Genomic DNA, 22,800 nt, shown 5'->3' with positions numbered 1-22,800 from the left:
TAATTATGAACGATATGACACGAGTGGAGAGAGCCGTGGACTCCAAAGCTATCAAGATCGCCGCGAACAAGGTTCAGGTCTATTACGGCGACACTCACGCCATCAAGGACGTGAACGTTGAGATTGAAGAAAAAACTGTGACTGCGTTCATTGGCCCGTCGGGTTGCGGCAAGTCCACTTTTCTGCGCTGTCTGAATCGGATGAACGACACGATCGACATCTGCCGGGTTGAGGGCGACATCCTGCTGGATGGTGAAGATATCTATGACAAGCGCGTTGATCCGGTGCAGCTGCGCGCCAAAGTGGGTATGGTGTTCCAGAAGCCGAACCCGTTCCCCAAGTCAATCTATGACAACGTGGCCTATGGCCCACGCATTCACGGCCTTGCCAAGAACAAGGCGGAACTGGACGAAATCGTTGAAAAATCCCTACGCCGTGGTGCGATCTGGGATGAGGTCAAGGATCGTCTGGATGCCCCCGGCACCGGCCTATCCGGTGGTCAGCAGCAGCGTCTGTGCATCGCACGCGCCATTGCGACTGCACCGGAAGTCCTTCTGATGGATGAGCCGTGCTCGGCCCTTGATCCAATTGCAACCGCACAGGTCGAGGAACTGATTGACGAGTTGCGCTCGCGCTATTCGGTGGTGATCGTGACCCACTCGATGCAGCAGGCTGCGCGGGTCAGCCAGAAAACCGCATTCTTCCACCTCGGCAACCTCGTCGAATTTGGCGAGACAGGCCAGATCTTCACCAACCCCGAAGATCCCCGCACCGAAAGCTACATCACCGGCCGGATCGGTTGAGGACAGGTATCAGATCATGACTGAACAACATATTGCATCCGCTTTCGACCGCGATCTCGAAGCGATTCAGGCCCACATCATGAAAATGGGCGGTCTGGTTGAGGCTGCCATCATGGGCGCCGCTCGCTCGCTGGAATCACGAGATGAAGAGCTGGCCCAGCAGGTCCGCGCAGGCGACAAGGCCATCGACGCGCTGGAAGAGCTGATCGACGAAGAAACTGCGCGTCTTATCGCCTTGCGTGCGCCAACGGCCAGTGATCTGCGTCTGGTGCTGTCGGTGCTAAAGGTTTCAGGCAACCTGGAACGTATTGGGGACTATGCCAAGAACATCGCCAAGCGCACTACGGTTCTGGTCAATGCGGGTGAGATCAACGGCAGCGCTGCGGCCCTTCGCCGTATGGCCCGCGAGGTTGAACATATGCTGCGTGATGCTTTGGACGCTTATATCCAACGTGACGCCGAACTGGCCACCGATGTCATCAACCGTGATGAAGAGGTGGACCAAATGTATAACGGCCTCTTCCGCGAGTTTCTGACCTTCATGGCCGAAGACCCGCGCAACATTTCTTCCTGTATGCACTTGCATTTCATTGCCAAGAACATCGAACGCATGGGCGACCACGTCACCGCCATTGCCGAACAGGTTGTCTATCTTGTCACGGGTGAACGCCCCGCCGAGGCGCGACCCAAGGCCGATATCACGTCGCACACCCCGCAGGAGATCTGACACATGTCCGCCGACCAACCCACCGTTCTTGTGGTCGAAGATGAGCTGGCACAGCGTGAGGTGCTGGCGTACAACCTTGAGGCCGAGGGGTTTCGGGTGGCCAAGGCCGAGAACGGGGACGAGGCCCTGCTTTTGGTCGATGAGGACAGTCCGGACATCATCGTTCTGGACTGGATGATGCCAAATCTCAGCGGGATCGAGGTTTGCCGCAGGCTAAAATCAAGGCCCGATACGCGTTCCATTCCGATCATTATGCTGTCTGCTCGCACGGAAGAGGTCGACAAGGTGCGCGGTCTGGAAACCGGAGCGGATGACTATGTGGTCAAGCCATATTCGGTTGTCGAACTGATGGCCCGGGTCAGAACTCAACTGCGGCGCGTACGGCCTGCAACAGTGGGCATTAGGCTGGAGTTCGGTGATATCATACTGGATTCCGAAACACATAAGGTCAGCCGAGACAGTAAACCTCTGAAGCTTGGCCCGACAGAATTCCGTCTTCTGAGCACGTTCATGGAAAAGCCGGGGCGTGTTTGGAGCCGTGAGCAGCTATTGGACCGCGTGTGGGGCCGCGATATCTATGTCGATACACGGACGGTAGATGTGCATATCGGACGGTTGCGCAAAGCATTGACCCAACATGGTGGCGAAGATCCTGTTCGCACCGTACGCGGTGCAGGTTACGCTCTGGGGTAAAGCCGGGCAGGGGACACGCGTAATCGACCATGAGAAAAACTCATGGTTGGTTGCGAATCTCTTACTGTCATTTGAAAGGCTGACAGGTTAGTTTGCGCCCAGATATTTGAGCGGAGACACACCATGAACGCCCCCAATACGAAGCCCACCTTGCGCGCCAAAGATGCACCGGACTTGGGGCAATTCGCCTGGGACGATCCATTCCGTCTGTCTGATCAGTTGACGGAAGACGAGCGGATGATTTCCGACAGCGCGCGGGCTTATGCGCAGGAAAAGCTGCAGCCCCGAGCCACCGACGCCTTTCAGAACGAAGAAACCGACCCCGAGATCTTTCGGGAAATGGGTGAAATGGGCCTGTTGGGGACAACGATCCCTGAAGAATACGGTGGCTTGGGCGGGGGATACGTTTCCTATGGTTTGGTCGCCCGTGAAGTAGAGCGCGTGGACTCTGGTTATCGTTCGATGATGTCGGTTCAAAGCTCATTGGTGATGTACCCGATCTATGCCTATGGCAGCGAAGAACAACGCCGGAAATATCTGCCCAAACTTGCCAGCGGTGAATGGATTGGGTGTTTCGGGCTGACCGAACCGGATGCTGGTTCAGACCCGGCCGGTATGAAAACCCGTGCCGAAAAGATTGACGGCGGCTATCGGCTGACCGGCAGCAAAATGTGGATTTCGAACTCTCCGATTTCGGATGTCTTCGTGATCTGGGCCAAGTCGGATGCGCATGACGGTAAAATTCGTGGGTTCGTTCTGGAAAAAGGCCTCAAGGGGCTGAGTGCTCCGAAAATTCAAAACAAGATGAGCTTGCGTGCGTCGATCACTGGTGAGATCGTTCTGGATGGTGTCGAAGTGGGCGACGATGCTTTGTTACCGCATGTGCAAGGTTTGAAAGGCCCGTTTGGCTGTCTGAATCGCGCACGCTATGGAATTAGCTGGGGCGTCATGGGCGCAGCCGAGGCTTGTTGGCATGGCGCACGTCAATACGGCTTGGACCGAAAGCAATTCGACAAACCTTTGGCCCAAACACAGTTGTTCCAACGCAAGCTAGCTGACATGCAGACCGAGATTGCGTTGGGGTTGCAGGGCAGTCTGCGTGTCGGTCGTCTGATGGATCAGGCCGAAGCAGCGCCTGAGATGATTTCGATCGTCAAGCGCAACAACTGTGGTAAGGCGCTTGAAATCGCACGCATGGCCCGCGACATGCATGGCGGCAACGGGATTTCTCTGGAATTCCAGGTGATCCGCCACATGGTCAACCTTGAGACGGTAAACACCTATGAAGGAACGCATGACGTGCATGCCTTGATCCTCGGACGCGCGCAAACCGGATTGCAGGCGTTTTACTAAGGGGATTTTACTGTTGAATCGCAGGATGGAAGTCCTGCGATTTTTCATTGTGGGGCTGCAATGATTGTTCGCATAATCGGTATTATGGTTAAATTGTGAATATGCGGCGTTAGAAAACAGCCGTACAAACAGCATTTGCCTTGGAAATTTGATGTTAAAACAGAATCTTACGAGCTCCTTTGGACTTTCCGCATTAACCCTTCCTGAGCAACCGATGCCACCAGGATTCCGTCTTCGGAATAGATTGAGCCTCGATTAAAATTCCGGCCTCGTCCGGTCCACGGGGAATCCATTGAGTATAAGTGCCAGTTCTCGAACCGCACCGGAGCGTGAAACCACATGGCGTGGTCAAGGCTTGCGCCATTAACTTCGCCTGTGAACCAGCTCAGCCCATGTGGTCGCATCCCAGAACTCAACAGGCTCATGTCGGACGCATAGGTCAGTAGTAATTGTTGCGTTCTTTCATCTGCTTGCTTTGCGGCATTCATGCGCATCCACATTTGGTTGCGATCGTCTGTTTTCTCTGGTTTCAAAGGATGCACATGGTTGACTTCTCGCACTTCAATTGGACGTTCACGCATCAGTTCGCCATGCAATCGTTCCGGAAGCGCGCTCAGGTATTTTTCCTTTAGCTCTGTGCGTGCTGGATAATTTTCCGGCTTTTCCAGTTGCGGCATATCATGCTGATGATCCCAGCCTTCGTCGCGCACATGAAACGATGCGGACATGTTCAGGATTTGCTTTCCGTGTTGAATTGCAACGACCCGGCGCGTTGTGAATGAACCTCCATCTCGGGCTCTATCAACTTGATAAATAACAGGTACTGATGGATCGCCAGGTCGAATAAAATATGCATGTAAGGAATGGCACAGCCGTTCGTCCACTGTGCGATACGCGGCGGAAAGCGCCTGGGCAACCACCTGCCCGCCGAATATCCGTGTGGATGTTTCGCCGCCTGACCCTACGCCCCGATAAAGGTCAACTTCCAATCTTTCGAGGTTCAAAAGGTCTATGAGAATACGTTCTGCCTCGGTCATACGGGGTCTCCAGTTGGATTTAAGACATGGCGTAACAGTCTAGCCCGTTTCGTTCAATCATTGCCCTGACTGAATGCCGTAGGGAGATTCGATTTCATGAGGCATCACTAAGCAGATCGGCAGGAAATCGGCGGAATTCGCCTGCTGTCGCACTTTAAGGGCATCAGTCTGTTAAACTGTTAGCAGTTGGAGAATCATTTGCTTGTGGTGAGTGCGTATTAGCCATATTCCTTCAGGAGGAAGAACATGTCGCAAGCCATAGATTTTATTTATGATTTTTGCAGTCCAAATGCGTTTCTTGCGCATAAGATACTGCCTGAGTTGGCCGACAGACACGACGTTGAAATTGACTTGGTGCCAGTGTTGTTGGCAACAGTTTTCAAGGCCACGAATAACCAAAGCCCGTTTCAGGCCTTTTCTGACATCCGGCAGAAAAGCGCTTACCTCACGCATGACCTGCACCGTTTTGCCAGACGTCGCGGTTTGAGTTTCCACATGAGCCCGCACTTTCCCGTAAACACGAAATTTGCCATGCGGGGTGCAGTTTATGCCAAGGGAAAATCATGGGAAAACAAATATGTAGATGCCATATTTGACGCGATTTGGGTGCATGGCCAAAAGGTTGATGAGCTTGGCGTTTTGATGGATATCCTACAGGAAAACGAATTGCCTGTTCGCAAGCTTCGCGAGGCGATGACAAGTGTCGAGGTCAAACAGCAGCTTAAGGATCAGACAAAAGCTGCTGTAAGAAAGGGTGTATTCGGTGTGCCGACGTTCTTTGTTGGGTCTGAGATGTTCTTTGGAAAGAACAGCCTTGGCAACCTTGAACTAGAGCTGTCCGGTCCGTCGTGATTAACTGTCGCCCGTTGCCCGAAGTGCGTAAGCTCAAACTGTTAGTCAGTTTAAAGGCTCGGAAACTTCGGCATCTACCGCAACATAGTCTTAGAGGGCCTCAGCGAAGATGTTTCCAGCGGTCACCACGTTAATGCCGCCTGAAACCGGAATGACGGCTCCGGTTACATAGCTGCCGCCGCGCCCGCAGAGAAACAGCATACAACCGGCGATGTCTTCTTCGCTGCCGACCCGGCCAAGCGGAACGGATTTCCCTACTTTGGCCCTTACGTCCTCGTCTGCAGTCGCGAACGCTGTCATTCGGGAAACAAACGGCCCCGGGGCCAACGCGTTCACGGTGACATTGTATGGTGACAGTTCCTTTGCCATGATCTTTGTCAGGTGCAGGACCGCCGCCTTCGATGCCGAGTAGCTATAGGCACCGTCCCCCATTGGGACCTCTCCCATCACGGATCCGACGTTGACCACGCGAGCAGGATCATCGGGCGTGCCGGACTTCATCAACATTGGCAACAGTTTTTGGCTCAGGTCAAAGATCCCGGCGACGTTTACAGACATCACTTTGTCCCAGGCTTCGTAGGGAAACTGCCCCATCGGCGCGCCCCAAGTAACGCCCGCATTGTTCATAAGGATGTCGAGTCTTTTCGTCCGCTTCCCAACCTCGGACACCATGTCATCGATACCCTCTTTGGTACCGACGTCGCCTCCGAACCCTTCGGCGCTGCCCGGGGCATCCAGGGCATTCAACTCCTCTGCCACGGCTTCGCAGGCATCGCGGTTTCGCGAGGCGATCAGAACATGGGCCCCTGCCCTAACCAAGGCTTCGGCGGCCATGCGCCCAATTCCAGTCGCGCCACCTGTCACAAGCGCAGTTTTGCCGTTCATTGAGAACAACGTTTCTGGGGTCATGATCTTTCTCCTCCGAGCTTTGGTTGGCGTGCAAAGACTGCCGCGATCCGGCGCGCAACTGCAATTTGAAGGTGCGCTTGGCCGGGATCGTGATGTTTATTGCGGTGACGCCAGTGTTCTTTCTGATTGGATAACAGGGATAACGGGGACGACATGCAAGCATTACTCAACGTCGCGCCTGAAGGAGCGTGATCTTGGTTTCGCTGACACCGGCGGACAGTCGCATCTTGGGTAAAGCGGTTTTCGTCGTGGCGCGCGGCTCGGGAAGGCGAACAGCCGCTCCATGGAACTGTGTGGGAAGGGCCATTCCCTTATGTTCGAAAAATTGCAGGCGGTGGACATTCCTACCTTTTCGCGTTTATGAACTTGTAAACAGGAACAGTGAGATAATGCACAAAGCTCTGATTTTAAACGGTCCGAACCTAAATCTTCTGGGCACGCGTCAGCCTAAGGTTTACGGTAGCACCACGCTTGAAATGATTGAAAGCTTGTGTGTGAAACACGGCAATTCTGTCGGTTTGGACGTATCGCATTTCCAATCCAATCATGAAGGTCAGCTTATTGATGCAATTCACGTTGCCAAGGGCACCCAGCACGGAATCGTTCTGAACGCTGGAGCGTATACGCATACGTCGATCGCGTTGATGGATGCCATCGCATCAGTTGAGTTGCCTGTTGTCGAAGTACACCTGTCCAATATCCATGCGCGCGAAAGCTTTCGGCACAACTCGTACATTGCGCGTGTGGCAATCGGGCAAATTTGCGGGTTTGGACCGCAGAGCTATATATTGGCGCTGGATGCATTGTCTGCCCATTTGAACGCAAGGGCTTCTACATGAAGCTAACAGAGTATCTCCATTTTCTCAGCTATACAAAAACGCTGGAGGAGCTTTGGGACGCTCATTGCAGGCAAATGGCCGAGTATGGTTTCGATCGCCTGCTCTATGGGTTCACGCGCTATAGAACTGAAACCTCGCTGGGTGATCCCGAAGACTTTGTGATCCTGACCAACCATGGCAGGGATTATCTGGACGGATTCCTGCGGGATGGTCTGTATTTCAACGCTCCGATGCTGAAATGGGCACTGCAGAACGAAGGCGCCGGTAGTTGGAAAATTACTCAGGACATGATGGAGGACGGCACGCTTACAGAGCTTGAGCGCAAGGTTATTGAGTTCAATCGTTCCAAGGGTGTTGCGGCAGGTTATACGGTCAGCTTCAATTCTGTATCTATGCGCTCGAAGGGTGCAATCTCTCTTTCTGGCTGCGGCTCGCGCACACAGGAAGAAGTTGATGAGGTATGGGCCGAGCATGGCGAAGACATTTTGTTGATGAACAATGTCGCGCATCTCAAGATTTTGACCCTGCCCTACAATGCCCCCAACCGCGCGCTGACTAAGCGGCAGCGCGAAGCTCTGGAATGGGTGGGTGACGGTAAAACGACGCAGGACATTGCCCTGCTGATGGGGCTGACCGCAGCGACTGTCGAAAAGCATCTCAGGCTTGCACGCGAGTCGCTTGCCGTGGAGACGACGGCTCAGGCTGTTCTCAAAGCGTCGTTGCAGAACCAAATGTTTATTATGTAGGCAAAATCGCTGAGTTATTGACGCTTCTCTGCGTCAATTTACCCTAGGTAAGGAAAACATGACTTCCCGAATCTGAGCGTTTGGTTGCAAAGTGATATTGTTCCGTGAGTGGTGGCTTTAGCCTGGGAACATTTGGTCGGATCTTTGCAATAACAAAGCGCTCTGATCGCTCTGGCAAAGGGGCGTCTATTCGTCAACGCAACTATGTCGGAAATTGTGGGGGGCCTCGACCATCCCCATCATGCGGGGCCCCTCATTCTAACCAATGAGCACAGGACACTTCGGTGTCCTTTTTTATTTGCGCAAGCAAAAGGCCGGCCACGCAATGCGTAACCGGCCTTTGCAGTTATCTCAGAACCCCAAAGCAGGTCCTGAGATCAAATTTAGCCCTGAGCGGCTTTGGCAACTTCGGCTGCGAAGTCTTCTTTTTCGACAACGATGCCTTCGCCAACTTCCAAACGGATGAAGCCGGTGATGGTTGCGCCCGCCTCTTTGGCCGCTGCTTCAACGGTCAGGTCGGGGTTCACAACGAATTGCTGGTTCAGCAGAGTCGATTCCGCCACGAACTTCTTCATGCGGCCTTCGATCATCTTCTCGATCACCTGCTCCGGCTTGCCGGATTCGCGGGCGATGTCCATCTGAACCTGCTTTTCCTTCTCGACAACCGCCGGATCCATATCGGCTTCGGACAGAGCTGCAGGGTTCACAGCCGCGATGTGCATCGCAACCTGCTTGCCGATCGCTTCGTCGCCACCGGTCAAAGCGACCAGAACGCCGATCTTGCCCATGCCGTTGGTGGCCGCGTTGTGGACATAAGACACAACAGTGTCGCCCGACAGCTTGGCCATGCGGCGAACCGACATGTTTTCGCCGATGGTGGCGATCTTGTCGGTCAGTGTGTCTGCAACGGTCTTACCACCCAGGTCAGCCGCCAGCAGTGCGTCAACATCAGCAACGCCTTCAGCCGCATAAGCGATCTTGCCAACCATTTCCTGGAACTCGGCGTTCTTCGCAACGAAGTCGGTTTCCGAGTTCACTTCGACAGCGACACCATTGCCGCCGTCAACGTGAACAGCAACCAGACCTTCGGCTGCGGTACGGCCCGATTTCTTGGCCGCCTTGGCCAGACCTTTGGTGCGCAGCCAATCAACGGCCTCATCCATGTTGCCGCCGGTTTCGGTCAGCGCTTTTTTCGCGTCCATCATGCCTGCGCCGGTCGAGTCGCGCAGTTCTTTTACCATTGCTGCTGTGATTGCCATTTTTGGCTCTCCTCAATTCAAACGGAATTGGGGCAGGTCATACCCTGCCCCATATGTCATTTACGTGACGGGCAGCTTACGCTTCGGCAGGGGTTTCTGCGTCGGCTTCTGCGGGAGCTTCTTCCGCAACGGCTTCTTCAACCGGAGCTTCTTCGAACGCGCCCAGGTCAACGCCTGCGGCACCCATCTGAGCGGTCATACCGTCCAGAGCTGCACGTGCGGCCAGGTCACAGTACAGGCCGATTGCGCGGGCTGCGTCGTCGTTTCCGGGGATGATGTAGTCCACGCCGTCGGGCGAGCAGTTGGTGTCGACAACAGCCACAACCGGGATACCCAGCTTGTTGGCTTCGGCGATGGCCAGTGCTTCTTTTTTGACGTCGATGACGAACAGCAGGTCAGGAACCCCGCCCATTTCGCGTATACCGCCCAGCGAAGCCTGCAGCTTAGCTTGGTCACGCTCCATGCCCAGACGCTCTTTCTTGGTCAGGCCTTCGGCACCGGATTCCATCGCTTCGTCGATCTGGTTCAGACGATTGATCGACTGGGAAACGGTTTTCCAGTTGGTCAGCGTGCCACCCAACCAGCGGTGGTTCATGTAGTACTGAGCCGACTTTTCAGCCGCTTCAGCGATCGGGCCAGCGGCTTGACGCTTGGTACCAACGAACAGAACACGGCCGCCTTTTGCAACGGTGTCACGAACGGCCTGCAGCGCCTGATCCAGCATCGGAACGGTCTGGGTCAGGTCCATGATGTGGATGCCATTGCGCGAGCCGTAGATGAACGGGCCCATGCGGGGATTCCAACGCTGTGTCTGGTGACCAAAGTGAACGCCAGCTTCCAACAGCTGACGCATGGTGAACTCGGGAAGAGCCATGCTATTTTCCTTTTCCGGTTTACGCCTTGGCGGGGGTGAAAGAAGCGGATGCTCCAACCGGCGGTCCTGATGAGGATGTCTCCCTCAAAAAGCCCAAACCCCGCCTGCGGGTTTGAATGGCGCGCGTATACGGCAGCTTTAGTAGCAGCGCAAGAGGCTTTTGCCCTTATTTTTCAAGCTGCGCCAGACTGTGTGCGTGACGAACCGCCGCTTCGCAATGCGCAGCCAGTTCTTTGCGGTTGGCGAAGTCGCTGACCTTAGCGGGTGTGTGGTAAATCAATTCGATAGACCCTTGCCGCCGCGCCCCGAGTGTTTTCAGCAGATGCGGTCCGAAGTCCATGTCGCCCCACCATCCGTAAAACCTGTCTGGCTCCCCTCGGGGCGCGTGATAGATCACCGAAACCGGCTGTACGTACATGAAGTCACGTAGTTCATCTGTGAAGAACGCCGCAAAGAGCGTTGTTTTAAATGGTAAAACGCGCAACCCGTCCGTCGATGTGCCCTCGGGGAAGAACAGCAATTTGTGACCGGCGGTCAAACGCTCTTGAAAAAGAAGCGTCTGTTCGCGCGCCTTTTTGCGGTTTCTTTCGATGAAAACCGTGCCAGTTGCGCGGGCCAGCCAACCGATGCCGGGCCATTTGGCGACCTCTGCCTTCGACACAAAGTATACTCTTTTGCGCGCGTTCAGCGAAAAAATGTCCAGCCAGGATGAGTGGTTTGCGACAACCGCTCCGCGCTGCGTCATCAATTCACCGGACCCTTTGAACCCGATGCCGAGAATACGCAGGGCATTTCGACAGACGAATTGCGTAATGAACGGAGTCACTGGGCGACGTAGCCCGAAAAAGGGGATTTCGATCAGACGCAGGACGAGAAGGATGGCAAGGCCGCCAAGCAGCAACACAACCAACGGTACACCCCGCAGGATGGCAAGCGCCCAGCCCGAAACGCCAAGTTCGATGGGGTCAGGGGCATCTTCGCTGTGCCAGGACGATTCACTCAACGCTTCATGCTCCGCTATAAATTCGCCGTTGGCGTTCATTCATGCGCGCCGTGTCGAGGATCAGGCACACATCCGTTGTGTTAAAGGTGTGGTCGATAAACGCCCCCTCGCCCACGAACCCGCCCAGTCGCAAATAGGCTTTGATTAGGGCGGGCACTCGCACCATGGCCGCGCGACGATCCAACGCGTCCGCGTCGACGATATTCATAGACTGAAACACGTCAGGTTGCGCCCGGACCCTTAAGTCCGGTGGGGCAAGATGGTTGTGATGCAGCATGGACAGAGGCTGCGCCAAAGCCTGCACATCGGTGCCGTGAAAGCTGGCAACGCCGAACAGAACTTCGATCTGTCGTTCTGACACATACCTCGCCAGACCATTCCACAGATGGTACATCGCCGTACTGCCCCGATAGTTGGGGTGCAAGCAGGAACGGCCCAGTTCCAACAGCCTACGGCCGCTGTCTCTCAGGACGGTCAGATCATATTCGTCTTCGGAATAGAATTGACCCAACTCTGCGGCACGTTCGCCCGGCAACAGCCTGTAAACACCCACAGTTTCGCCGGTCTGGTCGTCGATGGCTAGCATGTGATCGAAATAGGGATCGAAGCGATCCCGCTCAAGCCCAGCCTCGTGGTCGACCATCTCTCCGCCGCCGCCCAGCTCCCGCACGAACACGTCATATCGAAGGCGCTGCGCAGCGCGCAGTTCGGCCTCTGTCTCGGCAAGTTTGACGGTGAAGGATGGGCCCGCGTCCGGCATCTGATGTTCCGTGTTGTTTCAGCGCTGATACCGCAGGTTTCGGGGGGATGGCAACATAGGGTAAGACCGACCGGACGTTAACCTTTCCTAAACCAGTTTCACGGATCAAAGACAGGCATCAGGGCGATGCGCGATCCGTCAATCACCACTTTCCCCTGCTCGCGGAAGTTAACGGTGATTTTGCCACCGATGTTGGACTGCACCTGTCCAATGCCCCAATCGGGGAAATCGGGGTGGCGGACATACATGCCCGGTGCAAGAATGGCATTGAGGTCTGACATGACTGGGCTCCGGGTCCGGTGGCAGATACAGCAGGAGGTACGCATGAGCGCTACAGACGTCAACCTGGCCGAACTGATCGGCTCGCGGATCTGCCACGACCTGATCAGCCCAATTGGCGCGATCACCAACGGGCTGGAACTGCTGGAGATGGTTGGCGGCACGCAAGGTCCAGAGATGGAACTGATCGCGGGCAGCGTGGGCAGCGCTGGGGCGCGGATAAGGTTCTTTCGCGTGGCCTTCGGATCCACAAGTGATCAGCCCCTTGGCCGGGCTGAAGTCGCCGAGCTTTTGAACGATGTGGAAAAGGCAGGTCGGGTGCGCGTGAGCTGGCATCTGACCGAAGCCGTTCCGCGCAATCAGGTCAAACTGGCGTTTCTGGCGATGATGTGCTGCGAAAGCGCGATGCCACTGGGCGGAGAGGTCAACGTGCAAAATGACGGGCTAAACTGGGTCATCACAGGCGTTGCCGACAGGCTCAACCTTGATGGTGGCCTTTGGAAAAACCTCCCGACGGGCCGTTTTGTAGACAAAGTGACCCCGGCGCAGGTTCAGTTCGCCCTTCTTCCGGATGCGGCCGCTGCAATGGGGCGACGGGTTGCTGTAGAGACCACTGCAACCCGAATTGTGATCCGGTTCTAACTGCGGACGGTGCCGTTGCCGCGCACCAGATATTTGAAACTGGTCAACTGAGCCGCCCCCACCGGCCCGCGTGCGTGCATTTTACCGGTGGCGATCCCGATCTCGGCGCCCATCCCAAACTCACCGCCATCAGCAAATTGGGTCGAGGCGTTGTGCATCAGGATCGCGCTGTCGAGGCGTTCAAAGAACCGGGCAGCGGCCTGCGTATCTTCGGTCATGATGCAGTCGGTATGGTTCGAGCCGTACTGACGGATATGCGCGATGGCCGCGTCGATATCCGCGACGGGCTTGGCGGCGATGATACTATCGAGGAATTCCTTTCCCCAGTCTTCATCGCTGGCGGCTTGCGTGCCTTCGACGGCCAAGGCGCCCTCGGCATGAACCTCGACCCCGGTGGCCAGCAAGGCGGCGATGACATCGTGGCCCAGCGTCTCGGCCACATCCTGATGGATCAGCAGGCATTCGGCAGCACCGCATATCCCCGTCCGGCGGGTCTTGGCGTTCAGCACCACGTCGAGCGTTTTGGCCGGGTCCGCAGCTTTGTCGATATAGATGTGCACGATCCCTTCGAGATGCGCAAAGACCGGTACGCGGGCTTCGCGTTGCACCAACCCAACCAGACCTTTGCCACCGCGCGGGATAATGACGTCGACATAGTCGGTCATTCGCAACAATTCCTGAACGGCCGCCCTATCCCGTGTGGGGACTAACTGAATAGCGTCTTCGGGCAGGTTCGCGGCCTTCAATCCTTCGACCAGGCAGGCATGGATCGCGCTCGAAGAGTGAAAGCTCTCGGACCCGCCGCGCAGGATCACGGCATTCCCTGATTTCAGGCACAAGGCACCGGCATCCGCCGTCACGTTCGGGCGACTTTCATAGATGACGCCAATGACGCCGAGCGGTGTACGCACGCGCTGAATGTTGAGGCCGGACGCCATGTCCCATTCGGAAAGAACCTCACCGACTGGGTCAGCCTGATCAGCCACGGTTAGCAGCCCATCGACCATACCTTGCACACGGGCTTCGTCCAGCATCAGACGATCCATCATGGCCGGGCTCAGGCCCTTTTCGCGCCCGAACTCGAGGTCTTTCTTGTTGGCTTCGACGATCTCTGCGCGACGTGCCCATACTGCATCGGCCGCCGCGATCAGGGCGGCGTGCTTACGCTCGGCACTGGCAAAGGCCAGTTCGGACGAAGCGGCCTTCGCCCGTGCACCGAGATCAGCCATCAGGGCGGGAATGCTGTCAAAATCCTTCATCTCAGGTGCCTTTCTCGTGTGTTTTTCATAGCGCCAGGTCGTCCCGGTGGATGAGAACAGCGCGGCCGGGATAGCCCAGCGTGGCTTCGATCTCTGACGACTTGCGGCCCTTGATTGCGTCCGCCTCTTGCGCGGTATAGCGGCTGAGTCCTTGGGCCAACCGCCGCGCCTGTGGGTCGATGATTGCCACAGGATCGCCGCGCCCGAAATCTCCGGTCACTTCGACGATACCCGCTGGCAGCAGGCTTTTGCCATTGCCAAGGGCCCTCGCCGCGCCCGCATCAACCACGATTTCACCACGCGGTTTCATGGCCGAAATCCAGCGTTTGCGCGCCGCGTGCGGATCGACCGTTGCGGTGAACCATGTGCAATTGGCACCATTTTCGAGTGTTTTCAGTGGGTTCAGTGGTGAACCTTCGGTGATTGCCATATCGCAACCTGCCGCCGTCGCCATCTTAGCCGCCAGCAATTTGGTTTTCATCCCACCCTTGGACAGGCCCGAACCGGCGTCACCCGCCATTTCTTCAATCTCTGGCGTGATTTCCTCGATCACGTCATAGCGTGTGGCCGAGGCATCCTGAACAGGGTTGCCGGTATAGAATCCATCCACGTCCGACAGCAGGATCAACTGATCTGCACCGACTGTAACGGCGATCTGGGCAGCCAGACGATCATTGTCGCCGTACCGGATCTCATCCGTTGCGACCGTGTCATTCTCGTTGACAATCGGCACCACGCCAAGGCTTAGCAATGTCTCAAGCGTCGCGCGTGAGTTCAGGTAGCGGCGGCGGTCGGCGCTATCCTCCAAGGTCACCAGAACCTGTGCTGTCGTAATATTGTGCGGGGTCAGCGCCTCTTCATAGGCGCGGGCCAGCCGGATTTGACCAACGGCGGCCGCGGCTTGTGATTGTTCCAGAGGCAGGGCATCCATAGGCAGCCCTAAGACACCCCGCCCTAAGGCGATCGACCCGGACGACACCAAAATGACGTCAGTCCCCTGCCCCTTGAGCCACGCTACGTCCTGTGCCAGTGAATGCAGCCAATCTGAACGCAACAACCCTGAATTTCGGTCCACCAGCAAGGCGGACCCGATCTTTACAACCAGTCGTTTCGCCGACGTCAGGGTTGCCAAGGTGCGGCCTCCTCGGCGGGTTTGTGGCGCACGCGGTTGTCATCAATTTCGGCACGTAACGCACGCAGCACCTCGGTCACGCCCAGATGCGCAACACCGGACATGGCCATGACGGGGCGGCCCACCGCTTCTTCCAGTTCGGCCTTGGCTAGTTCTTGTTCTTCGTCATCTAGTGCGTCGACCTTGTTCAGCACCGTGATCCGAGGTTTCTCGGCCAGTTCTCCGCCATAGGCCTCAAGCTCGTGAATGATGGTGCGGTAATCTTCGGCCACGGATTCCGAGGTGCCATCGACCAGATGCAGCAACACGGCGCAGCGTTCGACATGGCCCAGAAAGCGGTCGCCAATGCCGCGCCCCTCATGCGCGCCTTCGATCAGGCCGGGGATGTCGGCGACAACAAATTCCACGTTATCCACGGCTACAACGCCCAGATTGGGGTGCAAAGTAGTAAAAGGATAATCCGCGATTTTGGGCCGTGCGTTCGAGGTCGCCACCAGAAAGGTCGATTTGCCCGCATTGGGCATCCCCAACAGACCGACATCGGCGATCAGCTTGAGCCGCAACCAGATGGTGCGGTCGATCCCTGCCTGCCCCGGATTGGCCCGGCGCGGCGCCTGGTTGGTGGCCGACTTGAAATGCAGGTTGCCGAAACCGCCATTGCCACCCTTGGCCAGCAACACGCGCTGCCCGACCTCGGTCAGGTCGCAGATCACGGTCTCTTCGTCTTCGTCCAGAATTTCGGTCCCAACAGGCACGCGGAGGACGATATCATCGCCGTCCTTGCCGGTACGCTGCTGGCCGCGGCCGGGTTGGCCGTTCTTGGCAAAGAAATGCTGCTGATAGCGGAAGTCGATCAGTGTGTTCAGGCTGTCTACAACCTCAACCCAAACGGAACCGCCTTTGCCGCCATCGCCGCCATCAGGGCCGCCATATTCAATGTATTTTTCGCGCCGGAAACTGACGCAGCCGCCCCCACCGGCCCCGGACCGGATGTAGACCTTTGCAAGATCGAGAAATTTCATGTCTGTCCCCTACTGCAAAGGCCCCATCGGCCACAAGTCAGAGTTTCTTTGTATATGTCCAGGTGGGCACATTTGCATCGCGCGCCACCGAATAGCTTTCCGCATCGCCCAGATATTCAAACCCACAATGGGTCAGAACCCGCGCCGAGGCAGGGTTGTCCTGAAATACACTGGCGAACATGTTGGCGTTCTCCAACGGGTTGGAGTTTACCAACGCTTCTACAGCCAGCGAAGCGACGCCCGTGTTCCAGTAGACGGGCGCGACCCAATAGCCAACCTCGGATTGGTTGCGATCCAGTCGCGTCAACGAAATTAGGCCGATAAGCTCGGGGCCGCCATCCTTGGTCGCGTCCATGGCCCAAACATCCTCGTCCCGGTCATCAGACATGGCACGGGTCACAAAGGCTTCGGTCGATCCAGGCGGCAGCGGATGTGGGATTGCTGTCGTCATCCGCGCCACGCGTTCATCACCTGCAAAGTGTTCAATGAGACCCATATCCGACCGGCGCAACGGGCGCAGGTCGAACCGCTCGGTTTCTATCACCGGCTGGTTTATTATTGTCTCAAGCTTCATGAGTGCGTTCCTCCTCCGAACAACACGTAAATTGCGGACGCAACAGTGAAACCAATTAACGCCCACATCAGATATTTGCGGCCCAGACGATCTTCAACCGCATGGGCAATCCGTCCCTGAAACAGGGGCGGTATGGTGCTTGCTGCGTGTGTCATCGGGCTCATAGGTCAAAACTGTGTTAAAAACGAGAAAGGGGACCGGCATTTTCTGCCGGTCCCCCATTTATTTCTAAACCTTATGGGTTTCGGCTTACTCTGCGGCCTCCGCCACTGGCAGGACCGAAATAAAGGTGCGGTTCTTGAGTCCCTTATGGAACTTCACGGCGCCATCAACAGTTGCAAAGATTGTGTGATCCTTGCCCATGCCTACGCCTTCGCCCGGCCAGAACTTGGTGCCGCGCTGACGTACGATGATGTTGCCTGCGATGGCCGCTTGGCCACCATAGAGTTTTACGCCAAGGCGACGACCCGCTGAGTCGCGACCGTTACGGGAGGAACCGCCAGCTTTTTTATGTGCCATTCTCTCTCTCCTTAGCCTTTGGCCAGTTCTTTGGCCTGTTCAACCCATTCGGGTTTCACTTTGACGGTGTCGATAGCAGCAATCTGCTCGTCCGACAAGGCGGCCAGAGCGGCAAAGCTCTCGATACCAGCGTCGTTCAGCTTTTTGGCGGCGGCGGGGCCGACACCGTTCAGCTTGGTCAGATCGTCAGCGGCGGCAGCAGCGGGTGCTTCTGCTTTGGCTTCAGCTTTCTTCGCAGCGGGCTTTTTCGCCGCCGGAGCAGCTTCGCCAGCAGGCACGGAACCGGTTGCGGCTTTGATGCCCGACTTGTCAGCGCCCGACGACAGGATGTCAGTGATCTTGACCAGAGTCAGTTTCTGACGGTGGCCAACGGTACGCTTCGAGCTGTGCTTACGACGGCGCTTGACGAACTTGATGACCTTGTCACCTTTGATCTGTTCGATCACTTCGGCCTGTACGCCTGCGCCTTCAACGAAAGGTGCGCCAACGATCGGAGCGTCACCGCCCAGCATCAGAACATCGTTGAATTGAACTTTTTCACCTGCGTCGGCAGCCAGCTTTTCAACGCGGAGGATATCGCCCGCCTGAACCTTGTACTGCTTGCCGCCAGTCTTGAGGACCGCAAACATTGCGTCTTTCCTTTGTCTAACCGCGTTCTGTGGTCCCCTTGCGGGCATTAATGGCCTCAGCCACCTCGAACAGCGCGCCCTTTTCGGGCTGTGTGACGACCTTTCGGGGTATCCCCTTGGGTCAATAATAACGAGACCCGGCGCGGAAAATCCGGCCGGGATGCGCGCTTATCCATAGATTGAAGAGGAAAGTCAACATCAAATACGGTTTACAGGTCCGATCCGCTCAGGACATGCGAAACTGCTAGACCGAGGCGGTAATACACGTCGTCGTACATACGATTGAAGCCAAGAAAAAACGCATCATTCATGGCACGGCCCGTATCCGTTCGCGAGAATGCAATGTTTTCACGCATCTGTGCCTCGGTCAGTGGCTGATAGGCCAAAAGCAGGAAGGAATACAACCATGTAACGGTTTCCCGTTCAATGTTGTCTTTGTCGAGAAGCAATTGCTCAATCAAGTCAGTCCCGTCACCGCCAGCATCTTCTGTGAGTGCACGGAAAAAGTTGTAGTCGGCGTTTAGGGAACTCTGGACATTCTTTTCGATCAGGTCGTTGACCTCGATATATTCGTCAATCAGCCGATAAGATTGCGAGGATCGGTCGATTGCGAAATAGCTGTCCTGCGCCATTTCCTTGATGGTTTCGTCCTGAATTGCCAATCGCGCCGAGTTTTCAAGCGAAACAATCGTTTGACCCAAGTCGCTTTCAAAAAACACGATTGCGCGGTCCAACTGGCTGTCTGTCAGGGTTTCGAGGAAAGCCATGGAAATCTGATCATGTATCCAGTCCGGATTATAGATGTCTTCTATCTGGGTGTGAAAGTACTCACCGCCTGAGTTTCCCAGAAAGGTTTCGTTCATCGTGTGCGCTTGCGCTTTACCTTCGCTTGTCAGGATGTCGACAACCTCGGACAGGCGCAGCGCCTCCATAAGGCGGTCCACTTTTTCTGCGGCACTCAGCGGAGTGATCCACAGCACAGCGACGAACAAAGTGGTCAAGAAGCGCATCAGATATCCTGTGCGGGATGTAGATCCGCCATTCGTACTGCCAGCACCTCGAACTTCATCGCCATGATTTCGTACTGAATCGCGTTTAACAATTCATATACTTCCTGCATCAGGGGGTCTTCCAACGCTTCGGCATAGGCGATCACCTCGTCGTCGGAAAAGCCTTGATAGGTGTACGCCGCGCCTGCCAGTGCGGAAAGCTGCAAAGCCTGTCGCATACCGATTTCGTTTTGCTTCATCATCTGGCGCAGTTCGTCGGCGCTAAGCTGAAGGTCAATGACCCCGGACGCGCTGGCGGCCAACAGGAATCGGACCTGGATTTCCTGAAGGGCGCGCAAAGCCGTACCACTGGCGTCAATGGCCGTGTTCATGCGTTTGAGGCTTTCCACCCTCTTGGATCCCTCCTGGACCAAACTGGAAACGATTTCCTGACCCTCAAGCTGTTTGGTGTCGTCATCCTCGATCATATGAGATTCGTTCTCGGCCTCGACCAGACGCTGCCCAAGATTCGAGGCATAGAACTCGACCGCGTGGTTCAGCGCATCGTCGCTGAGTGTTTGTTCCAATATCGACACGGCCGTTTCGTGCATGTCTTCGGTGTCAAAGACCTCTTCGGTCAGGCGTGTCCAGTCCGAGCCGAATCCCTCGGGGTCAATTCCCAGCATTTGCGGTGCCGACGCCGACGCCAGCGCGATGCTTTCCAATGCGACGTCGAAACCGGTGGTGGTTAGAAAGGCTTCGATCCGGTCCCTATCCACCGCACCAGCCGGAAGGGACAGTGTGGCAAGCGTGGCAACAAGGGCTGAAATCGACTGAAAGGCAGAGCGTGCAGAGTGTATCATGGTATCAGAGCCTAGGCGTTTTACGCCAACAGGCAATGGAAAATCCCGTCAGATTGAATTTCAGGAATTTTCTGCTTGCACCCCTGCGCGTTCCTCACTAAATCCCCCCCTCACAGACCCCCGCGGAGAGGTGCCGGAGTGGTCGAACGGGGCGGTCTCGAAAACCGTTGTGGGTGCAAGCCCACCCAGGGTTCGAATCCCTGTCTCTCCGCCACTATCCCCAAATGTATTGTGCGCTTTTTTGCCTTTGTGGCGCGATGTTGCCGGTGTTTCGCATGGGATCGGCGTTGCCCGGCTTAAACTCGCTTATTGATTACGTGGCCGAGGATTTCCCCTTGGATAATCCCTATCTTTAAGCCATCCCGGTTACACATATTCTGAGGAGATTTCGATGTCGCGTACTATCGTGTTAGGTGTAGTGGTCGCCGCTATTGGTGCTGGTATCTACTACTATTTGAATCAACCCGAGCCGACCCCAGCGGAACGGTTGCAATCAGCGGCTCAGGATGCAGGTGATGCCGTCAGTGACGCCGTGGAGTCGGTTACAGAACAGGCCTCTGACGCAACAGATCAAGCAGGTCAGGCAGCGGCGGACCTTGCAAATCAAGCTGGTGAAGAAGTGGCTGCTTTGGCAGAGCAAGGTCAGGACTTGCTGAACTCCTGGATCGAAGAAGGCACGCTGACGGTGCAAAATTTCGATTATGATGCGATGGTCGCGTCGGTCCAGGACAGCGCATTGGCGCAAGATATGAAAACGAAGGCCATATCCATTCTGGACGAAATCAAAGCCTCTCCTGAATTGTTCGCAGCAAAACTGCAGGAATTGCAGGCCTTGCTTCAAGGACAATAAAAAAACGGGCCGCCAAATTGGTGGCGGCCCGATGCGTTGGCCGCGTGGCGGAGTTCCGTTAGGTAAGTCTCCGACAAAGTTGACGTAGCGCGAAACCTTTGTTTGGCTGACGGAAAACCTGACACGTACCTGGAAGTGTTTTCGCGAAGTCTTGTCAAAATTTTTGGCACGGCGTGGAGAAAACACCCCAAGAAGAGGATTTGCGATGGCCGCCCTGCCCTCTAAAATGTTTGCAGTTATTCAGACGCATGACGGCTATTCGGACACAGCCTCAGGACCATTCATTGATGATGCCGCCGATTGGCTTGCGGAAGCTGATCTACCGGTACCGGTACCCGGTCCCGGACAGGTTTTAATCAAGCTGCGGGCTTCTTCTGTAAATCCGTCGGATATCCATTTCATCAAAGGTGAATACGGCCAGCCACGTGTCAAAGGGACCGCAGCGGGGTTCGAAGGCTGTGGGGATGTCGTGGCAACGGGCACAGGCGCCGAGGCGTTACAAGGGAAACGCGTGGCTTTTATTGCGGCGGGCGCTGGGGCTTGGGCCGAATATGTCGTGACACAGGCGCTGATGTGTATTCCGCTTCGACCAGATGTCAGTGACGAGGATGGATCGGCACAGATCGTAAACCCGCTGACCGCCATGGCCATGGTCGACATCGCCAAGAACTCGGGCGAGGCCTTCATCGTGTCAGCGGCGACCAGCCAGTTAGGCAAGCTGATGTGCAGCTTGGGGCGCGACCTGGGGCTAAAGCCCATCGCGATCGTTCGTCGCGCAGATGCAGTTGAAGCGTTGAAATCCTTGGGGGCGCACGACGTGCTGGTTACCTCGGATTCAATGATGCTGGAGAAATTTTCCAAGCTGAGTTCTGAGTTGAAGCCACGGGTTTTTCTGGACGCAGTTGCTGACCAGATATCTGAGCAGATTTTTTGCGCCATGCCTAACGGTGCACGTTGGGTTTGTTATGGCAAGCTCAGCACGGAACCCCCCGCGCTGACGCAGACCGGCCAGTTAATTTTTATGGGAAAGCAGATTGAAGGGTTCTGGTTGACGAAATGGATGACCTCGACTCCGCCTGAGGATCAGATGCGCGTTGTTGGTGAAGTGCAGGCGCGTTTCGCTGACGGTCGCTGGAAAACGGATGTATCGCAACGGCTTCCTCTTAGGAACGTGGTGACGGGTCTGGCGGATGCGCTGAAAAAGGGTGACGGCAAGGTGATAATCGCGCCATAGTAGAACAAAGCTCTGAACAAAGGAGGAGGTTCGGAGCGCCAAAAATACCGGTTGAACCGGTAATGGGAGGTGAACTTGGATAACGCTCAGCTGTTGATCAGCGGGCTGGCGAACGGCTGTGTCTATGGCCTGATCGCTCTTGGCTTTGTTTTGATTTATAAGGCGACCGAAGCTGTGAATTTCGCGCAAGGCGATTTCATGATGCTGGGGGCTTTCGTCACCATCGGGCTTACAAATACCGAATATATGGGGCTTCCTTTCTGGATGGCGTTGCCGATCTCGTTGGGGATTATGGGTGCGCTGGGGTATTTGCTGGACCGGTTGATCATCCGAAGACTGTTCGGTGAAAGCCAGACGGCGGTTGTGATTCTGACTATCGCATTGGGCTTCGTGATCCGGTTTGCCGCGGGTTTGATCTGGGGGCACGAGCCGCAAACGCTGCAGAACCCTTTGGCCGGGAAAGAGGTCCGTTTTGGCGGCCTCGTGCTGGGGATGGAGGATGTTGCGGTTATCGTCGTCACAGTCTTGCTGACTTGGGGGCTATACATCTTCTTTAGCCGCACGAAGCTGGGATTGGCCATGCAGGGGGCATCGCAAAACCAGTTGGCGGCCTATTACATGGGTATCCCCGTCAAACGTGTTCAGGGGTTTATCTGGGGACTGGCTGGCGTGGTCGCTGGTATCGCGGGTATCCTGTTTGCCGCCAAAGGTTCGGTCGATCCAACTACGGGCCTGCTGGGGATCAAGGCGTTTGCCGCGGCTGTGATCGGCGGGTTCGGCAGCCTGCCCGGTGCGCTGGCCGGAGGGTTGATCGTCGGCGTCATCGAGCCCTTTGCCAGCCGCTACATCGCTGCAGGATACAGCCAGATTGCACCTTATGCGCTGTTGCTGGCGGTGCTGATCTTCCGCCCCAACGGGCTGTTCAGTCAGGTTCGGGTCAAAAAGGTCTAGGC

The 22,800-nt window shown here is 56.0% G+C and carries 28 protein-coding genes and 1 tRNA gene; 12 read left to right on the top strand and 17 right to left on the bottom strand.

Going from position 1 to position 22,800, the window contains the following annotated elements; translation table 11 throughout:
- Positions 1-5 precede the first annotated feature (5 nt).
- The 4 genes from pstB (at position 6) to GOX75_RS04760 (ending at position 3,576) form a co-directional block, all read left to right on the top strand.
- The gene (gene pstB, locus GOX75_RS04775) at positions 6-803 is read left to right on the top strand and encodes a phosphate ABC transporter ATP-binding protein PstB (RefSeq protein WP_171121437.1); all 798 of its coding nucleotides are present in this window, start codon (positions 6-8) and stop codon (positions 801-803) included.
- A 16-nt stretch (positions 804-819) separates the two neighbouring features.
- Entirely contained in the window at positions 820-1,530 is a 711-nt protein-coding gene (phoU, locus tag GOX75_RS04770; RefSeq protein WP_171121436.1) for a phosphate signaling complex protein PhoU, read from the top strand.
- A 3-nt stretch (positions 1,531-1,533) separates the two neighbouring features.
- Entirely contained in the window at positions 1,534-2,223 is a 690-nt protein-coding gene (gene phoB / locus GOX75_RS04765) for a phosphate regulon transcriptional regulator PhoB (protein WP_171121435.1), read from the top strand.
- A gap of 123 nt (positions 2,224-2,346) precedes the next feature.
- Positions 2,347-3,576 (top strand): acyl-CoA dehydrogenase, encoded by a 1,230-nt coding sequence (locus tag GOX75_RS04760; RefSeq protein ID WP_171121434.1) that lies wholly within the window; start codon positions 2,347-2,349, stop codon positions 3,574-3,576.
- Between the two features lie 167 nt (positions 3,577-3,743).
- Here GOX75_RS04760 and GOX75_RS04755 read toward each other — a convergent pair whose 3' ends face one another.
- A complete protein-coding gene (locus GOX75_RS04755; protein ID WP_171121433.1) occupies positions 3,744-4,613 on the bottom strand; it encodes an acyl-CoA thioesterase II in 870 nt (289 codons plus the stop codon).
- 246 nt (positions 4,614-4,859) lie between these two features.
- Here GOX75_RS04755 and GOX75_RS04750 point away from each other — a divergent pair, with 246 nt between their 5' ends.
- Positions 4,860-5,465, top strand: a complete 606-nt coding sequence (locus GOX75_RS04750; protein ID WP_171121432.1) for a 2-hydroxychromene-2-carboxylate isomerase — start codon at positions 4,860-4,862, stop codon at positions 5,463-5,465.
- Between the two features lie 90 nt (positions 5,466-5,555).
- On the opposite strand, the gene GOX75_RS04745 is transcribed toward GOX75_RS04750, so the two are convergent.
- Positions 5,556-6,374, bottom strand: coding sequence for an SDR family oxidoreductase (locus GOX75_RS04745; RefSeq protein ID WP_171121431.1), 819 nt, complete (start codon positions 6,372-6,374; stop codon positions 5,556-5,558).
- A gap of 166 nt (positions 6,375-6,540) precedes the next feature.
- The gene (locus GOX75_RS20225; RefSeq protein ID WP_217354418.1) at positions 6,541-6,681 is read right to left on the bottom strand and encodes a hypothetical protein; all 141 of its coding nucleotides are present in this window, start codon (positions 6,679-6,681) and stop codon (positions 6,541-6,543) included.
- An 82-nt stretch (positions 6,682-6,763) separates the two neighbouring features.
- Here GOX75_RS20225 and aroQ point away from each other — a divergent pair, with 82 nt between their 5' ends.
- Positions 6,764-7,213: a type II 3-dehydroquinate dehydratase gene (gene aroQ, locus GOX75_RS04740; RefSeq protein ID WP_171121430.1), complete on the top strand. Its 450-nt coding sequence runs from the start codon at positions 6,764-6,766 to the stop codon at positions 7,211-7,213.
- The gene (locus GOX75_RS04735) at positions 7,210-7,959 is read left to right on the top strand and encodes a LuxR family transcriptional regulator (protein WP_171121429.1); all 750 of its coding nucleotides are present in this window, start codon (positions 7,210-7,212) and stop codon (positions 7,957-7,959) included. The genes aroQ and GOX75_RS04735 overlap by 4 nt, the downstream gene beginning before the upstream one ends.
- A gap of 383 nt (positions 7,960-8,342) precedes the next feature.
- On the opposite strand, the gene tsf is transcribed toward GOX75_RS04735, so the two are convergent.
- From tsf to GOX75_RS04710, 5 genes are all read right to left on the bottom strand, one after another.
- Positions 8,343-9,218 (bottom strand): translation elongation factor Ts, encoded by an 876-nt coding sequence (tsf, locus tag GOX75_RS04730; RefSeq protein WP_171121428.1) that lies wholly within the window; start codon positions 9,216-9,218, stop codon positions 8,343-8,345.
- A 76-nt stretch (positions 9,219-9,294) separates the two neighbouring features.
- Positions 9,295-10,092 (bottom strand): 30S ribosomal protein S2, encoded by a 798-nt coding sequence (gene rpsB / locus GOX75_RS04725; protein WP_171121427.1) that lies wholly within the window; start codon positions 10,090-10,092, stop codon positions 9,295-9,297.
- Positions 10,093-10,258: 166 nt separating this feature from the next.
- The gene (locus tag GOX75_RS04720; RefSeq protein ID WP_171121426.1) at positions 10,259-11,134 is read right to left on the bottom strand and encodes a 1-acyl-sn-glycerol-3-phosphate acyltransferase; all 876 of its coding nucleotides are present in this window, start codon (positions 11,132-11,134) and stop codon (positions 10,259-10,261) included.
- Entirely contained in the window at positions 11,100-11,855 is a 756-nt protein-coding gene (locus GOX75_RS04715; RefSeq protein WP_171121425.1) for a GNAT family N-acetyltransferase, read from the bottom strand. Before GOX75_RS04715 ends, GOX75_RS04720 begins: the two co-directional genes overlap by 35 nt.
- Positions 11,856-11,953: 98 nt before the next feature.
- Positions 11,954-12,136, bottom strand: a complete 183-nt coding sequence (locus GOX75_RS04710) for a DUF3553 domain-containing protein (protein ID WP_170388360.1) — start codon at positions 12,134-12,136, stop codon at positions 11,954-11,956.
- A gap of 43 nt (positions 12,137-12,179) precedes the next feature.
- Here GOX75_RS04710 and GOX75_RS04705 point away from each other — a divergent pair, with 43 nt between their 5' ends.
- Positions 12,180-12,776 carry a histidine phosphotransferase family protein gene (locus tag GOX75_RS04705; RefSeq protein WP_171121424.1) on the top strand — a complete coding sequence of 199 codons (597 nt, stop codon included), beginning with the start codon at positions 12,180-12,182 and terminating at the stop codon, positions 12,774-12,776.
- Here the strand turns inward: GOX75_RS04705 and GOX75_RS04700 are convergent.
- From GOX75_RS04700 to GOX75_RS04660, 9 genes are all read right to left on the bottom strand, one after another.
- On the bottom strand, positions 12,773-14,035 hold the full coding sequence (locus tag GOX75_RS04700; protein WP_171121423.1) for a glutamate-5-semialdehyde dehydrogenase: 1,263 nt from the start codon (positions 14,033-14,035) through the stop codon (positions 12,773-12,775). The two genes, GOX75_RS04705 and GOX75_RS04700, sit on opposite strands and share 4 nt — an antisense overlap.
- Positions 14,036-14,060: 25 nt before the next feature.
- Positions 14,061-15,167 carry a glutamate 5-kinase gene (gene proB, locus GOX75_RS04695; protein ID WP_171121422.1) on the bottom strand — a complete coding sequence of 369 codons (1,107 nt, stop codon included), beginning with the start codon at positions 15,165-15,167 and terminating at the stop codon, positions 14,061-14,063.
- Positions 15,155-16,189, bottom strand: a complete 1,035-nt coding sequence (gene obgE, locus GOX75_RS04690; RefSeq protein WP_171121421.1) for a GTPase ObgE — start codon at positions 16,187-16,189, stop codon at positions 15,155-15,157. Before obgE ends, proB begins: the two co-directional genes overlap by 13 nt.
- Positions 16,190-16,226: 37 nt before the next feature.
- On the bottom strand, positions 16,227-16,763 hold the full coding sequence (locus GOX75_RS04685) for a GNAT family N-acetyltransferase (RefSeq protein ID WP_171121420.1): 537 nt from the start codon (positions 16,761-16,763) through the stop codon (positions 16,227-16,229).
- Positions 16,760-16,918 carry a hypothetical protein gene (locus tag GOX75_RS04680; RefSeq protein ID WP_171121419.1) on the bottom strand — a complete coding sequence of 53 codons (159 nt, stop codon included), beginning with the start codon at positions 16,916-16,918 and terminating at the stop codon, positions 16,760-16,762. The genes GOX75_RS04685 and GOX75_RS04680 overlap by 4 nt, the downstream gene beginning before the upstream one ends.
- A 94-nt stretch (positions 16,919-17,012) precedes the next feature.
- Positions 17,013-17,282: a 50S ribosomal protein L27 gene (rpmA, locus tag GOX75_RS04675; protein ID WP_010440093.1), complete on the bottom strand. Its 270-nt coding sequence runs from the start codon at positions 17,280-17,282 to the stop codon at positions 17,013-17,015.
- Positions 17,283-17,293: 11 nt separating this feature from the next.
- Positions 17,294-17,911: a 50S ribosomal protein L21 gene (locus GOX75_RS04670; RefSeq protein WP_171121418.1), complete on the bottom strand. Its 618-nt coding sequence runs from the start codon at positions 17,909-17,911 to the stop codon at positions 17,294-17,296.
- Between the two features lie 209 nt (positions 17,912-18,120).
- Positions 18,121-18,921, bottom strand: a complete 801-nt coding sequence (locus GOX75_RS04665) for a DUF2059 domain-containing protein (protein ID WP_171121417.1) — start codon at positions 18,919-18,921, stop codon at positions 18,121-18,123.
- Positions 18,921-19,763 carry a DUF2059 domain-containing protein gene (locus GOX75_RS04660; protein WP_171121416.1) on the bottom strand — a complete coding sequence of 281 codons (843 nt, stop codon included), beginning with the start codon at positions 19,761-19,763 and terminating at the stop codon, positions 18,921-18,923. Before GOX75_RS04660 ends, GOX75_RS04665 begins: the two co-directional genes overlap by 1 nt.
- Before the next feature lie 124 nt (positions 19,764-19,887).
- Between GOX75_RS04660 and GOX75_RS04655 the strand changes: the two genes are divergently transcribed.
- The 4 genes from GOX75_RS04655 (at position 19,888) to GOX75_RS04640 (ending at position 22,798) form a co-directional block, all read left to right on the top strand.
- A tRNA-Ser gene (locus GOX75_RS04655) sits at positions 19,888-19,977 on the top strand.
- 177 nt (positions 19,978-20,154) lie between these two features.
- On the top strand, positions 20,155-20,613 hold the full coding sequence (locus GOX75_RS04650; protein ID WP_171121415.1) for a hypothetical protein: 459 nt from the start codon (positions 20,155-20,157) through the stop codon (positions 20,611-20,613).
- A 205-nt stretch (positions 20,614-20,818) separates the two neighbouring features.
- Positions 20,819-21,847 carry an alcohol dehydrogenase catalytic domain-containing protein gene (locus GOX75_RS04645; protein WP_171121414.1) on the top strand — a complete coding sequence of 343 codons (1,029 nt, stop codon included), beginning with the start codon at positions 20,819-20,821 and terminating at the stop codon, positions 21,845-21,847.
- Positions 21,848-21,922: 75 nt separating this feature from the next.
- Positions 21,923-22,798, top strand: coding sequence for a branched-chain amino acid ABC transporter permease (locus GOX75_RS04640; RefSeq protein WP_171121413.1), 876 nt, complete (start codon positions 21,923-21,925; stop codon positions 22,796-22,798).
- The last annotated feature ends 2 nt before the right edge of the window (positions 22,799-22,800 follow it).

The organism is Ruegeria sp. HKCCD7251, assembly GCF_013031165.1.
Classification (GTDB): Bacteria; Pseudomonadota; Alphaproteobacteria; order Rhodobacterales; family Rhodobacteraceae; genus Ruegeria.
The sequence above is the reverse complement of the archived record's forward strand: the minus strand, read 5'-3'. Positions and strand labels throughout refer to the sequence as shown.